Below are 14,672 nucleotides of genomic sequence, written 5' to 3'. Positions count from 1 at the left end.
TTTAAATCTTGCACATCTACTTTAATTTCTTCTGTCATGTTAAATTCCTTTCTAGCATAATCTAGTATTTTTAATCAGATACTCTTTATTATAACATATTTTCAATGATTTTGTTAAATCTTACGAAGAATTTTATTAATTTTTCAACTCTAATAAAAGAAACTAACAAAAAAATTCTAGATTTTTTAAAATTTATATGAAAACTCATAAACACAGTGATTTATTAATATTTAAATTCATTTTATAAAAGCTATTTATATATTTAATTAACCTTATTAAAGTTATTGGAGAAAATTAAGTTCTCTAAAATCGCATTTTTTCAGTCACTTCCATTCAAGCTATACTATCTACCTTCATTTAATTGATATTAAAATATTTTTTTGATAAAATATCATTGTAACTTCTATCTTTTTATTTAGAAGGTTGGAGTTATCCCCCTAGTATCTTACTACGGATAACTTCAATATTTTTTTAAAAACCGAACTAAGTTAAAAAATAATAATACGGAGGAAATAATGTGATAAACTATATTTTAAAAAAAGAAAACATACTAGTTATTTTTTATACAGTTTTATTATCTTTATTAATATGTACATTCTCATTAAAGTATCTATTTTTCGAGAAATCACTATATAACTTTTTTAATTTTATCCTTTTATTTATTATTTTCTTTAATAGTTGGTTATTAGAAGTGGTTCATTTAAACAGATATGGAAAAGGTAGTTTTCTAAATTATTTCTTTTTAACATTACAAATAATTATTATTCTAAATTTACTTATAAAAAATCCATTAGATATCAAAAGAATACTAGCCACACTAGTCCTATTAGCAGTAATCTTGAGTATTCAACACATAACTGAGTACGTTCTAACTGATAAAAAGAATCTTATGATAAAAAAACTAACAGAACCCTTTTGTTATATTCACACGGGTCGTACACTTTCTTTATTATTAGGTTTAATATTTATAGATTATAGTTACTGGTTTATACTTCTTACCTTTACTGTAAGTCAACTATTCCCTAGTTTCATATCTAGAAGTATTCATGTAAGAGATATTGATTTTAATCATTTAACTAGCCATTTATTTATTATGACTAACTTTATTGCTTTTTCTTTGGCATTAAGTGATTTTAAACTTAACATTCCTACTAATAGATATTGGTTAATTAGTATTATTTTTATCATTTTACTAATTATCTATTATAAAATTTTTAAAACAATCGATAGATCTTTAACTAAACAATCCGGTAATACTTATATAGTTGGTATTTATTTTGTTATATTGAATTTAATATTTACGAATCTATTTGTTATTTCAGGATTTGACTTCAAATATATTCTACTATGTGGAATATGCTTTCTTATAAATACAAAAAGTTTCAAGCAATATCAAAAATTAAAACGATAGTAAGCTCTCTATATTATGAGCTTACTATCGTTATTTTATCTTGCTTCTTCGTAATCTAATACTTCCGCAACTTTGCTAGCAATATACTTCGCTAATTTTTCATGGTTTTTATCATCTAAGTGAATGCAGTCAATTAATGAAGTTTCTGCCACACGCCCAGCATTTAAAAAGTCGACTTCATATTTATCACTAACTTCTTTAAATGTTTGAGCTAAAAATTTCGATTGTTTTAAACTATTCTCATCAAATTCTCCAAATAGACTCTGTCTTTCCACTATTTCATCACGTAAAGGAACTGGAGATACAACAAGAATCTTCGGAATTTTATATCCTGCGATCAAATGTGGATTTCTTATATATTTAATATATTCTTCAATTCCTCTAGCAATATGCTTGGCACTTGGATTAAATTGTTTTTTCAGATCATTTGTCCCTAACATTATTATTACTAAATCAACAGGTACATGACTCAACATTAAAATTGGCAGGGTATCTATACCACATCTTACAGGAACTATTGTATCTTTTGCAGTTACAGTTCTTCCGCAAAGAGCTTCCTCAATAATTGTATCATTAGTACGTAACTCTGCTAATAATTTAGGCCAACGTTTATCTGTTCTAACACCATCTTCTCCTGGAACATATCCCCAAGTATTACTATCCCCAACACATAAAATACGCATAATTTTCTCCACCTTTATCCTTTTAAATTCTTCTTAATTTTATCAAACTAATATAAAAAAAGCAATAGAACCTAATGATAAAAGTACTAATAATTGTTATCAATGCAGTATTTTTGTAATGTTAACTAAAATGATTTATAATATCATTATTCTAAAAAAGGAGAATAAAATGATACAAACAAATTTTCATCATAAAAAACATTACAAGATTCAATCATATTCAAAGAAAGTACTTTATACAACATTAATTTTAACAATAAGTTTTGCATTATTAGAATATATTGGAGGGCTTTTATCAAATTCATTAGCACTTTTAGGAGATTCTTTCCATATGTTCTCTGATGTTATTGCATTAGGGTTCAGTCTAATTGCTTTACTATTCAGTTCAAAAAAACCAAATAAAAAATATACTTTTGGTTTTGTCAGATTAGAAGTACTAGCAGCCTTTATCAATGGCCTTATGCTAGTTGGTATTTCGATTTATTTAATATTTGAAGGATTCATGAGATTCTTCAATCCTAAAGATATTGATTTCAAATCAATGCTTATAATATCAACTATCGGATTAATTTTTAATATTGTTGTTACTATCATTTTAACAAAAAGTTTAAAAGAAGAAGACAATCTTAATATTCAAAGTGCCCTATGGCATTTCCTTGGAGATTTAATAAGTTCAATCGGAATCATAATTTCATCAACTATTATTTACTTTACAAACTATCAAATCGTTGATGTTATTATGAGCATTATCATAAGTATAATTCTTTTCAAAGGTGGTTATAAAATTACTAAATCATCATTTGTTATTTTAATGGAAGCCACAACTCTAGATACTGAAGAAATTTACAATAAAATTAAAGAAATAGAGGGAATCACAGATATTCATGAATTCCATATCTGGCATACTGATACAAATGAAATTAACGCTGCAATGCATATTCTTTTAAATGAGTATAATACTGCTAAAGATTACAAAATAGTAGAAAATGTGAAAATATTTCTTAAAGAAGAATATGATATTGAACACTGCTTCATCGCATTAGAGAATATTAAATACAACGATCATAGTCTATAAAAATAATGTCTAATTTGATAATATATCAAATTAGACATTTTTATATTTCCAATAAATCTATCGTTTTCTCAATTTTATACGTAGGTACAATTTCTTGATTAGAAATTTTATGAATATCTACTAAGCAACTATCAATCCCTACATTATTAGCACCTAATATATCTGAAGTTAGAGTATCACCTATCATTAAAACTTCAGACTTATTTTCAACACCGATTTCTTTGAAAATAATATCAAAAAACTCTCTATCTGGCTTCTTACCTCCTATTTCCTCGGAAATAAAAATCTTCTCAAAATATTTATTAAGATTATTATTTTTTAATCTTGTATGCTGAGTGACACCAATACCATTAGAAGCCACATATAATTTGTGGGTTGTTGTTAGTTTATCTAACATTTCAATTATCCCCTCAAAAAGTTGATTTCCCTCGGCAAGATAAACTCTATATCTATTATCTACTTCACAACCATCGACTTTCCTATCAAACAATGCAAAAAATCTTATAAATCTTTCACTTGTAACTTCTTTATTCGATATTTCTCCACGTTCGAAACTTCTCCATAAAGATTTGTTTATAGTTTCATATTTTTCGAATATCTCGTCATTATATTCAATATTCTCATCTTCTAATAATTTTTTAAAAGCTAACACTTGAGCCTTTCCAAAATCTAATAAGGTATCATCTAAATCAAATAATAAATATTTATACTTATCTAATATCATCGTTTCACTCCATATGTTTATTATCTATTCATTATAACATAGAGATTACTTTTTTTAGAAAAAATAGATTTATTTGATGTTTAAATTTTATTTTTTATCTTGAAAATATTCTCGAACTCGTGGGGCTACTTCTAGGCCAAATAACCTTATAGCTTTCATTATATCTTCATGTGGCATTGAACCAAGTGGTAAATGTAACATAAATCTATCTAAACCAAGAGTTTCGATCATGTCTATAAGCTTATTGGCAACTGTTTCTGGACTACCTACTAACATTGATCCATCCGGTCCAACACTATTTAGATATTGTTCAAAAGTAAGTGGTCTCCAAAATGGTCTATCTTTTGAGATTGCATCTACTACTTGTTTTGTAGGATGGAAATATTTTTTAATTGCTTCTTCATCTGTATCAGCAACAAATCCCCATGAATGAGATGCGACTTTCAATTTATCTTCACTATACCCTGCATTACGTCCTATAGCTCTATAATAATCAATTAAACCTTTGAAAGCTTTATATTGTCCTCCAATTATTGCATATACTATTGGCAATCCTTTTTGTGCTATCTTAATAGTAGATTCTGTATTCCCACCTGTTGCTACCCAAATAGGGAAATCTTCTTGGATCGCTCTTGGATAAACACCTTTATTATTTACTGTTTGTGTATGTTTCCCTTTCCAAGTAAGCTTTTCATTTGCTTTAATTAGTTCAAGCATCTCTAATTTTTCATCAAATAGTTCTTCATAATCTGCTAAATCATAACCAAATAATGGAAAAGATTCAGTAAATGACCCACGTCCTACCATTACTTCACTACGCCCATTTGATATTGCATCAATCGTTGCATACTGTTGATACACTCTAACAGGATCCGATGAAGATAATACTGTAACCGCAGAGCTTAATTTTATATTCTTAGTAACAGCTGCTCCAGCTGCAAGCAATATCTCAGGTGCTGATACTGCAAAATCTTCTCTATGATGTTCTCCAATAGCGTAAATGTCTAAACCAACTTCATCAGCTAGTTTCATCTCCTCTATCATATCTCTAATACGTTCATCGTGTGCTGGTGTAATTCCAGTCCCTTCAATTTCAGTTGTTTCTCCAAATGTGCTAATTCCTAGCTCTATCATTTTTTTATCCTCCTATTATATTATCTCAATTTCAAGATATTTATTTATTAAAAAAGGCATAAGCCTCTAATTTATTTTTTTTAATATTTCTTTCAATGTATCTAATTCTTCTTCAGTTAAATCATCGAAAATTTTTTTAGTATTAATTTTATGGATAGGGAAAATATCATCCATTAAATCTTCACCTACTTTAGTTAACTTAATGTAAGTTACTCTTTTATCCTTTTGGCTAATCTTTCTATTAACATATCCCTTTTTTTCAAGGTTATCAACAACATATGTTGCACTCCCACTAGCAAGTAATATTCTATCACGTATTTCTTGAATACTTTTCTCACCTTTACTATATAAAAATTCCATAACAGAAAATTCAGTGGCATTTACTGGATAGTTTTTTAAAGTTTTTTTTAAATCACCAACTAATAAATTACTTGCTCTCATGATTCCAATAATAGCTTTAAACTCATTATTCATAAAGATTCTCCTACTTTTATTATACACCTTTCCATCTTACAATTATCTCGAATATGAGATAATTATACTTTATACACTCTATATTGTCAAAGAAATAAAACTAAAGACATCTAGAGATAAATCTCTAAATGTCTTTTAGTTTTATTCTGCAAATTGACTTTGATATAATTCTGAATAGAAGCCTTTTTGTTCTAATAATTCATCGTGGTTACCTTGTTCAATAATATCTCCATCTTTTAATACTAATATTTTATCTGCATTTCTAATTGTTGATAATCGGTGAGCGATAACGAATGTGGTACGTCCTTCCATAAGTTTATTCATTGCTTTTTGAATTAATACTTCTGTACGTGTATCTACACTTGAAGTTGCCTCATCAAGAATTAATATTGGTTTATCAGCAAGTATTGCACGAGCTATTGTTAATAATTGTTTTTGTCCTTGAGAGATATTTGAAGCATCTTCATTTAATTCCATATTGTAGCCACCTGGTAATGTTTTAATAAAGTGGTGAATATGAGCTGCTTTAGCCGCTTCTATCACTTCTTCATCTGTAGCATCTAAACGACCATAACGAAGATTCTCCATTATTGTTCCTTTAAATAACCAAGTGTCTTGTAGAACCATTGTGAAGTAAGAACGAAGTTCAGATCTATCTAGTTTTGAAATATCTTTTCCATCAATATAGATACTTCCTCCATTGATATCATAGAATCTCATAAGAAGTTTAATCATCGTTGTTTTACCCGCACCTGTTGGTCCAACAATAGCAACCATCTCTCCTTTTTTAACATCACTAGTAAAGTTTTTAATAATTATTTGATCTTCTACATATCCAAATTTTACTTTATCGAATACCACATTACCCTCTTTACTTGTAACTGTTTCAAGAACTTCTGCATCTTCTTCATCTTTAGCATCCAAGAACTCAAATACTCTTTCACCAGCAGCAGCCATTTTTTGAATTTCTGACATAGACTGAGCTATTTGACCTATTGGTTGAGTAAAGTTTCTTATATATTGGATAAACGCTTGTATATCCCCTACACCAATAGTTCCTTTAGAAACTAATAATCCGCCTGAAAATACAATACCTACATAACCAAGGTTTCCTACAAAGTTAATCACTGGAAACATTAATCCTGAGAAGAAGTTCGCTTTCCATGATGATGTATATAATTGTTTATTTTTATCATTGAATTCTTTAACACTTTTTTCTTTGTAGTTAAATGCTGAAATAATATTTTGACCTGAGAAACTCTCTTCTACTTGACCATTTACATCTGAAAGCATATCTTGTTGACTTTTAAAATATTTTTGACTCCATTTTGTTATAGCTCCTAGTAATATTCCTGAAACTGGAATTAAAGCTAACGCTATTAGTGTCATTACGGGACTTATTGTAAACATCATTACTAATACCCCTAATACCATTGCAGTATTGGAAATTATCTGAGTAAAACTTTGGTTAAGTGATTGACCTAATGTGTCCACGTCATTTGTTACACGTGATAAAGTTTCACCTACTGTACGTTGTTCAAAATATCCAACAGGTAATGTATTTATTTTTTTACTAATTTCTTTACGAATATCATATGTCATTTTTTGAGAAATATTACTCATCAACCATCCCTGAATAAACATAAACAGTGATGATAGTATATATAAGCCTAATACTGTAAGTAAAATTCCCGCTATTTTTTCAAAATTTATACTACCTTCATTACTAATTTTGGCTACTAACCCTTCGAATAATTCTGTAGTTGCTTGTCCCATAATCTTAGGACCCACTATACCAAATACTGTACTAACTAAGGCAAAGAATACTATCAATATACTTGAGAGTTTATACTGTGTAAACATCAATTTGATAATTCTTTTTAGCGTTCCAGAAAAATTATTTGCTTTTTCAATTTTTGTTTCTCTATCCATGATGTTTACCTCCTTTTTGTAATTCTTCTTCACTAAGTTGACTTTCTGCAATTTCTAAATACGTTGGGCAAGTTTCTAGAAGTTCTTGGTGTTTTCCAACTCCTACTATCTTACCTTCATTCATTACGATAATCTTATCAGCATTTAAAATTGTTGCTATACGCTGAGCAACTATAATAGTAGTCACTCCCGCCATTTCTTCTCTTAAAGTTTTTCTTAATTTAACATCTGTTTTGTAATCTAGGGCTGAAAAACTATCATCAAAAAGTAGTATCTTAGGATTTTTTGCCAAGGCACGAGCGATTGAAAGACGTTGTTTTTGTCCTCCAGAAACGTTAGATCCTCCTTGTGAAATCTCGCTATTAAATTTATCTTCTTTTTCATTAATAAATTCTATTGCTTGAGCAATTTCAGCAGCTTTTTTCATTTGTTCATCAGTAATATTTTCATCTGCAAATTTAATATTTGATTCAATATTACCACTGAATAAAACTCCTTTTTGAGGAACAAATCCTAAAATATCTCTAAGTTTACTTAAACTTATATCTCGAATATTAACTCCATCAATTGAGATTTCACCTTCAGTAGCATCGAAATATCTTGGAATTAAGTGAAGCAATGTAGATTTACCACTACCTGTACCTCCTATAATTGCAGTAGTTTTTCCTGCTTCAGCTTCAAAACTAATGTTACTAAGTACTGGACTATCAGCCCCATCGAACGTAAAGCTAACATTATCAAATTTAAGCTTACCTACTACATCTTGAAGTTTACTATCATCAACATTCTCACTATCTACCACAGTTACCTCGGTAGCCAGTACTTCATTTATACGACCGGCTGCAACTTCAGCACGTGGTAATTGCATCATTAAGAATGTAAAGAATAAGAATGACATTACTATTTGCATTGTATATGTAATAAATGCCATCATATCTCCAACTTGAATACTACCAGCATCTATATTTTTTCCACCAACCCAGATTATTAATAATGCAATTCCATTCATTATTAACATAATCATCGGCATAAGCGCTGACAATGTTCTATTGATAAAAAGTTGTTCATTTTTTAAAACTGTATTTTCTTTATCGAATCTTTCTTCTTCATATTTTTCACGACCAAAAACACGAATTACAGAAATACCAGTCAGCGCTTCGCGAGTTACTAGATTTACTTTATCTATAAGTTTTTGCATTATTTTAAATTTAGGCATTACTAAAAATGATATTACACCTAATGTTAAACCTAGGATACCTACACCTAATGCGATTATCCAAGTCATTCCAGTATCAGTTTGTGTAACTTTATAAACACCGTATACTGCCATCATCGGCGCATAGATTGCGATAAATAACATCATATTTAAAGCATTTTGAATTTGTTGAATATCATTTGTACTTCTGGTGATTAATGAAGCTGTGGAAAATTTATCAATATCTTGTTTTGAAAATGATAGAACTTTATTATAAAGTTGTTCACGTAAATTATAAGCTATTTTCGAAGAAATTCTACTAGCAATAAAGTTTGAAATAATACTACCAATACCTGAAATAAATGTCACGATTACCATCATGATTCCTACTTCTTTTAGATAATTTTTTCTTATTTCATTAGTATCAATTCCTACATTATTTCTATATTCTTCTTTTACATAGCGAATACCAGCTTGTTTTGTAATCATATCAGCTGAGTTTCCTAAATCATTGATTGATTTGTATTTTTGTTCAATTAAACTTTCTTTTTTTACTAAGCCTAATTTAACACCTTCTCCTACTTTTTCTAAGTCTAAATTCTCAGATTTTACCCCAGATACTACAGTCATAGTATTTTTTAATATATCATTTAATTCACTCCGTTGTTGCTCATTAACGCTATCAAGTTTATAAACATCACCATCTTTTGTATATTTAGATGAAACTTTTTTAATTTCATCATCAGTCATAAATAATTGCAATTCTCTAAATGATTTTTGACTAATTTTCTCAGGTACAGCATCTTGGATCCCACTTTGTTGGATACCTTTATCGACTATATTACTTGTATATGTTGGAAGTGCTAGCTCTGCAACAACACGAACTCCTAGTATCGCAACTAAAAATATCATAGGTACCAAGAAACCTTTTAAATATTTAATCAGTTTCATTATTTTCCTCCTTATCAGATAATTCTTCTCTAAAAATCTCATTTACTCGAGATAATAATATATCAAATGCTTCTTTTTCCCTTATATCAAATTTATTCCAAATAGATTGGAACCATTCTTCATAAGCTTTTCTATGTGATTCTATACATTCGACTCCTTTTTCAGATAAACTAAGATATTTTTTTCTTTTATCTTTCTCATCTGTACTTTGAACAACAAAATCTTTTTCTAGTAATTCACTTACAAGTGCTGTAACTCTAGGTTTTGTCACATGTAGTTCTTCACCTAATTCCTGCATCGTAATTTTTTCTTTACAAGATAAAAATAACATCGCTTGAAATTCAGGTTTTCTATATGGAGCATCACTTTTCTTATGAAATCTTTTCATTATCAACCTAAATTCTTCCATCATATCCATTGCTTTATGATATGAAATTTCATCTACGATCATTTTTTACCTCCTTTAATTTTATGAATTAGTTCACAACATTAACTAATTAGTTAACTACATTAACTATTATATTGAATTTTAATCTTTAAGTCAATAGATAATTTGAATTTTTTCAATACCGCAGATTTATTATAAAGCATAAAAAATAAAGAAACCTAACAAAACCATTAAATAGTTGATTTTGTTAAGTTTCTCATTTTATCTTTTATTCTATTTACTAAATACCCATGCTTGAGCTAAGTTATTTTTAATATCATTTTCTGTGAAGCCATTGTAACTCGTAAGTTTAACATCGTCATCATTTGGATCGTTGATATAGAATTTATCATCTTCATAACCACGAATAACTTTGTATGTTACTCTATTACCAAATACCCCAGATTTCAATCTTACTAATATAGGTTTATTGTCTTTCAAGGCATTTTCCAAGTTTTCTACTAGCTTATCAGTTTCGATTCTCTCAACTTTAAGATTGTATTTTTCTGCGAATGCAGTAATAATTGTAGGTTGTGTTCCTTGATTTCTTATGTAATACTTATTCCCTGCCCATGAAGCAAGATTTTCTACAGTGGCCTCATCTTTACCTACATACTTAGCAATCATTGCTAATGATATAATAGCATCTCCATTATCCTCTATTGTTTGCTTACTATCTAATCCATATGCAATATTTTTGTATGCATCTTGCTTCATATAATACATAGGAACGGCAAGACCTTTTTGAGGTAGGTTAAGTAATTGTTCTTTTCTTTTCGCATTATAATTATCGATATTAATTAAATAATATAAATATCCCTCAACACCATCTCTTAATGCTTCAATAAACTGCTTATTTGCTATTTCATTATTTAATAAATCTACATCTATTTTATTTCCAATATTCCCTGAAATCAGTTTAACTTGAGGAAGCTTGTCACTTAATTGTGCGAAAGTAACCTGTTTTTCTGATGAAGAAATCTTAGAAATATAGTGTTCTGTAAGATTTCTTTCAATACTTCTTGCTATAATAGATGATCCTTGAGTACCATAATACACTTTTACTCCAAATATATCTTTATTATTATCATTAAAAGTATCTATGTCCATCAACATTTCTACTGAATTTTCTGCAGCAATTTTTGTAATCTCTTCTTTTGAAGGATAAGTATCATCATTGTCTCTTGTTAAAAGAACTTTTATACCATCTCGTTCTAATATTTCTTTTAATTGCTTAGCAACTCTTAAATTATAAGTTTTCGATGAAGTTCCTTTGTAATCATAATTATCTTCATATGAGTTAATCGGATTTAGTAATATTGAATAAGATTTTAATTTTTCTTTATTTTGATCTTCAGGACTCTTCTGTCCAGTTCCTAAAATACTCCAACCTGGTATCCAACCAACATAGCTATCATTAGTTTTTACTTCGTACCAAGTTTCTGATTTACTCAGCATTTCTACATTATCACCAGCTGTTACTTTTTTCAGTGTTGGATAAGTATCATCTGGACCAGTTCTTAACTCTATCTCTTTAGAGATAGTAATGATATTTTGAGCATTAGCTGATGGATTTAATTTTTCACCAATAAAATTAATTAATCCAGCTATTACTAGAATTAGCAATAATGCAGAGATGACCAAGAATACTCCATTTTTATTTTTTCTTTTTATTCTCATATTAATTTCCTGCTGTTAATTTTTCATAAACAATAGTTACTGGTCCATCATTAACAATATTTACTTCCATCATAGTTTGGAATATACCAGTTTCTACTGTAACACCCTCTTCTTTCAGATATTCATTAAATTTTTCATATAATTCGTTTGCTTTTTCTGCGCCTGCTGCACTAGTAAAACTAGGTCTATTCCCTTTTTTTGTATCAGCATATAATGTAAATTGTGAGACCGATAAAATGCTTCCTCCAACATCTTTAAGGCTTAGATTTATTTTATCATTTTCATCCTCGAATAAGCGAGCTTGAGCAATTTTTTTTGCTAAATATCTAGCATCTTCTTCTGTTGATTCTTTATGAACTCCAACTAAAAGACAGTATCCTTTATCGATATTCCCCACTACCTTATTATCTACACTTACACTAGCTTTCTTTACCTTTTGTAATATAATTTTCATATATCCACCTATTTAACTATTCTTTCTACACTATATACATCTGGAATTTGACGTAATTTTTTAATCATGAAGTCACACTCACTGACATTTTTCACATAAATTCCTATAGTAATCACGCAAGTTTTATCAGCTTTAGACTCAGAATTTAATTTTTTGATTTCCACTCTGCTTTCACTAAGTGTTAAAAGGACATTTTGAAGAAGCAAGTCTCTATCGAAGGCATGTAACTGTAATGTAACGCTGTATCTACGCGCATTTAGACTTTCTACCCACTCAACTTCTAATAATCTTGCATTATCTTCTTCACTTAAATTAGGACAATTACTTCTGTGAACTGTAACTCCACGACCTTTTGTAATAAACCCTACAATCTCATCCCCTGGAATAGGTTGACAACATTTTGATAATCTCACAAGAATGTTGTCTACTCCTTTTACATAGACTCCTGTCTCTGTTACTATTTTTTTGTTTTCTTCTGCATTGAAAAGTTTCTCAATTTTCTCTTGAGTCATCTTTTCTTTTCTTATTTTCTCTGTTAATCTTGCAAATACTTTATTTGCCGTAATACCACCATATCCAATAGCAACATACATTTCTTCAAGATTAGCAAATTTATATTTATTTAAAGCAACAGCGATGTTCTCTTCTGTCATAACTTCATCAATATCAAAGTTATTTGCTTTAATTTCATCTTTTAATAAAATTTCACCTTTAACTAAATTTTCTTCACGAGCAGCCTTTTTAAAGAATGCTTTAATTTTTGATTTTGTTTGTGATGATGTAGCTATTTCTAGCCAAGATCGTTTTGGCCCTGTTGAGTTTTTACTAGTACGAATATCACAAATCTCACCAGTTGAAAGTACATAATCAAAAGGCTCTATTTTGTCATTAACAGTAGCCCCAACCATTTTATTTCCGACTTCTGAGTGAATGGCATAAGCAAAGTCTACAATACATGAACCTTTTGGTAATTCAATAATATCACTATTTGGAGTGAATACATAAATCTTATCACTTAATAAATCTACTTTCAACGATTCCATGAAGCTTTCTGCTGTTGCTTCTGTTTCATCATTTTCTGCAATTTTTTGGAACCAATTTAATTTTTCATAAAAATTATTGTTTTTATTTACTTTCTTACCTTCTTTATATGCCCAGTGAGCAGCAATCCCTTTTTCTGCAATTTCATGCATTTCATAAGTTCTAATTTGAACTTCTAAAGTTTGACCATCAGGTGCAATTACTGTTGTATGCAATGATTGATACATATTAGGTTTCGGCATTGCAATATAGTCTTTTATTCGTCCTGGAATTGGAACCCAAAGGTTATTTACAAGACCTAAAGTAGCATAACAATCTGCTACACTATCTACTAAAACACGTACTGCAAGTAAATCATATATTTGGTCAAACGTTTTATTTTGTTTAACCATCTTTTTATAAATACTATAAATATGTTTTGGTCTACCTGTTACCTGTGCTTCTATATTATTATCAGCTAAAATTGACGTAATACTAGAACAAGCATCTTTTATACTCTCTTCTCTAGCACTTCTCTTTTGTTTCATCATCCCTACAATTGAGAAATATTGAGATGGATGCAGATATCTAAGTGAAGTATCTTCTAATTCCCATTTAACAGAACTTATCCCTAATCTGTGTGCTAAAGGAGCATAAATTTCAAGTGTTTCACTTGAAATCTCACGTTGTTTCTCTTCTCTCATATACTTCATAGTTCTCATATTATGAAGCCTATCAGCAAGTTTAACAAAAATAACTCGTAAATCCTTTGCTATTGAAACAAAAAGTTTTCTATGATTTTCTGCTTGTGATTGTTTTTTAGAACGGAATTTTACTTTTTCTAATTTTGTAACACCGTCTACTATTATCGCTATATCTTCTCCAAATGCTTCTTTTATATCATCAAATGTGTACTTAGTATCTTCTACAACATCGTGCAGAAAACCAGCACAAATTGTTGCATAATCTAATTTAAGTTCAGTTAAAATTCCTGCAACTTGAACTGGGTGTAATATATATGGTTCCCCTGATTTTCTAAATTGTCCTTCATGAGCAACTTTGGCAAATTCGTAAGCTTTTCTTATAATTTCAATTTGCTCATCTGATAAATATTTACTCGCCATATCTTCTACATTTTGATAACTATATGGGTATTCAAGATTCACAGAAATTCCTCCTCTTTCTAAATTTAATCTACCCTTTATAATACCACAAAAACAAGAAAATTTCCCGTAATTTAACTATAATATATCAAGTTTTAAGCAAATTAATTACATTTATTTTAAACTTCACAATGGGAGTGACTCAAAAATCGTGATTTCGGAGAAATCGATTTTGTCGATGTAAATGTCAAAATAAAAATGTACAAAAGTGACAAAATAAAAATGTACAATTATTCAAAACTAATATGATTTTTTAGTCGATAAGAATTACCTATAATAGGTACTACATGGGCATGATGAAGTAGCCTGTCAAGTATAGCTGAAGCTACTTTGTCATCACTAAATAATG

12 protein-coding genes are annotated in these 14,672 nt (G+C 29.0%); 1 reads left to right on the top strand and 11 read right to left on the bottom strand.

Translation table 11 applies throughout. The features are described from left to right. Positions 1-1,446 precede the first annotated feature (1,446 nt). On the bottom strand, positions 1,447-2,094 hold the full coding sequence (locus RWQ73_RS06475; RefSeq protein ID WP_314407464.1) for a GDSL-type esterase/lipase family protein: 648 nt from the start codon (positions 2,092-2,094) through the stop codon (positions 1,447-1,449). A 169-nt stretch (positions 2,095-2,263) separates the two neighbouring features. Between RWQ73_RS06475 and RWQ73_RS06470 the strand changes: the two genes are divergently transcribed. Then, positions 2,264-3,169: a cation diffusion facilitator family transporter gene (locus RWQ73_RS06470; protein ID WP_314407461.1), complete on the top strand. Its 906-nt coding sequence runs from the start codon at positions 2,264-2,266 to the stop codon at positions 3,167-3,169. A gap of 40 nt (positions 3,170-3,209) precedes the next feature. On the opposite strand, the gene RWQ73_RS06465 is transcribed toward RWQ73_RS06470, so the two are convergent. The 10 genes from RWQ73_RS06465 to RWQ73_RS06420 all read right to left on the bottom strand — a co-directional run. Further along, positions 3,210-3,893 (bottom strand): YjjG family noncanonical pyrimidine nucleotidase, encoded by a 684-nt coding sequence (locus RWQ73_RS06465; RefSeq protein ID WP_314407459.1) that lies wholly within the window; start codon positions 3,891-3,893, stop codon positions 3,210-3,212. 87 nt (positions 3,894-3,980) lie between these two features. After that, positions 3,981-5,027, bottom strand: a complete 1,047-nt coding sequence (locus RWQ73_RS06460; protein ID WP_314407457.1) for an LLM class flavin-dependent oxidoreductase — start codon at positions 5,025-5,027, stop codon at positions 3,981-3,983. A 66-nt stretch (positions 5,028-5,093) separates the two neighbouring features. After that, positions 5,094-5,501, bottom strand: coding sequence for a MarR family transcriptional regulator (locus RWQ73_RS06455; protein WP_314407456.1), 408 nt, complete (start codon positions 5,499-5,501; stop codon positions 5,094-5,096). A gap of 141 nt (positions 5,502-5,642) precedes the next feature. Then, entirely contained in the window at positions 5,643-7,433 is a 1,791-nt protein-coding gene (locus RWQ73_RS06450; RefSeq protein WP_314407455.1) for an ABC transporter ATP-binding protein, read from the bottom strand. Beyond that, positions 7,426-9,579 carry an ABC transporter ATP-binding protein gene (locus tag RWQ73_RS06445; RefSeq protein ID WP_314407454.1) on the bottom strand — a complete coding sequence of 718 codons (2,154 nt, stop codon included), beginning with the start codon at positions 9,577-9,579 and terminating at the stop codon, positions 7,426-7,428. The genes RWQ73_RS06450 and RWQ73_RS06445 overlap by 8 nt, the downstream gene beginning before the upstream one ends. After that, positions 9,566-10,030, bottom strand: coding sequence for a MarR family transcriptional regulator (locus RWQ73_RS06440; RefSeq protein WP_314407453.1), 465 nt, complete (start codon positions 10,028-10,030; stop codon positions 9,566-9,568). The genes RWQ73_RS06445 and RWQ73_RS06440 overlap by 14 nt, the downstream gene beginning before the upstream one ends. A 210-nt stretch (positions 10,031-10,240) precedes the next feature. Beyond that, positions 10,241-11,686, bottom strand: coding sequence for an N-acetylmuramoyl-L-alanine amidase (locus tag RWQ73_RS06435; protein ID WP_314407451.1), 1,446 nt, complete (start codon positions 11,684-11,686; stop codon positions 10,241-10,243). Between the two features lies 1 nt (position 11,687). Continuing rightward, positions 11,688-12,140, bottom strand: coding sequence for a D-aminoacyl-tRNA deacylase (gene dtd / locus RWQ73_RS06430; protein ID WP_314407450.1), 453 nt, complete (start codon positions 12,138-12,140; stop codon positions 11,688-11,690). An 8-nt stretch (positions 12,141-12,148) separates the two neighbouring features. Then, on the bottom strand, positions 12,149-14,326 hold the full coding sequence (locus tag RWQ73_RS06425) for a bifunctional (p)ppGpp synthetase/guanosine-3',5'-bis(diphosphate) 3'-pyrophosphohydrolase (RefSeq protein ID WP_314407449.1): 2,178 nt from the start codon (positions 14,324-14,326) through the stop codon (positions 12,149-12,151). A gap of 227 nt (positions 14,327-14,553) precedes the next feature. After that, positions 14,554-14,672 (bottom strand): ATP-binding protein (locus tag RWQ73_RS06420; RefSeq protein ID WP_314407466.1); only part of this gene is annotated, 119 nt, incomplete at its 5' end.

The sequence above is a fragment of the uncultured Gemella sp. genome (genome assembly GCF_963525875.1).
Lineage (GTDB): Bacteria > Bacillota > Bacilli > Staphylococcales > Gemellaceae > Gemella.
The sequence above is the reverse complement of the archived record's forward strand: the minus strand, read 5'-3'. Positions and strand labels throughout refer to the sequence as shown.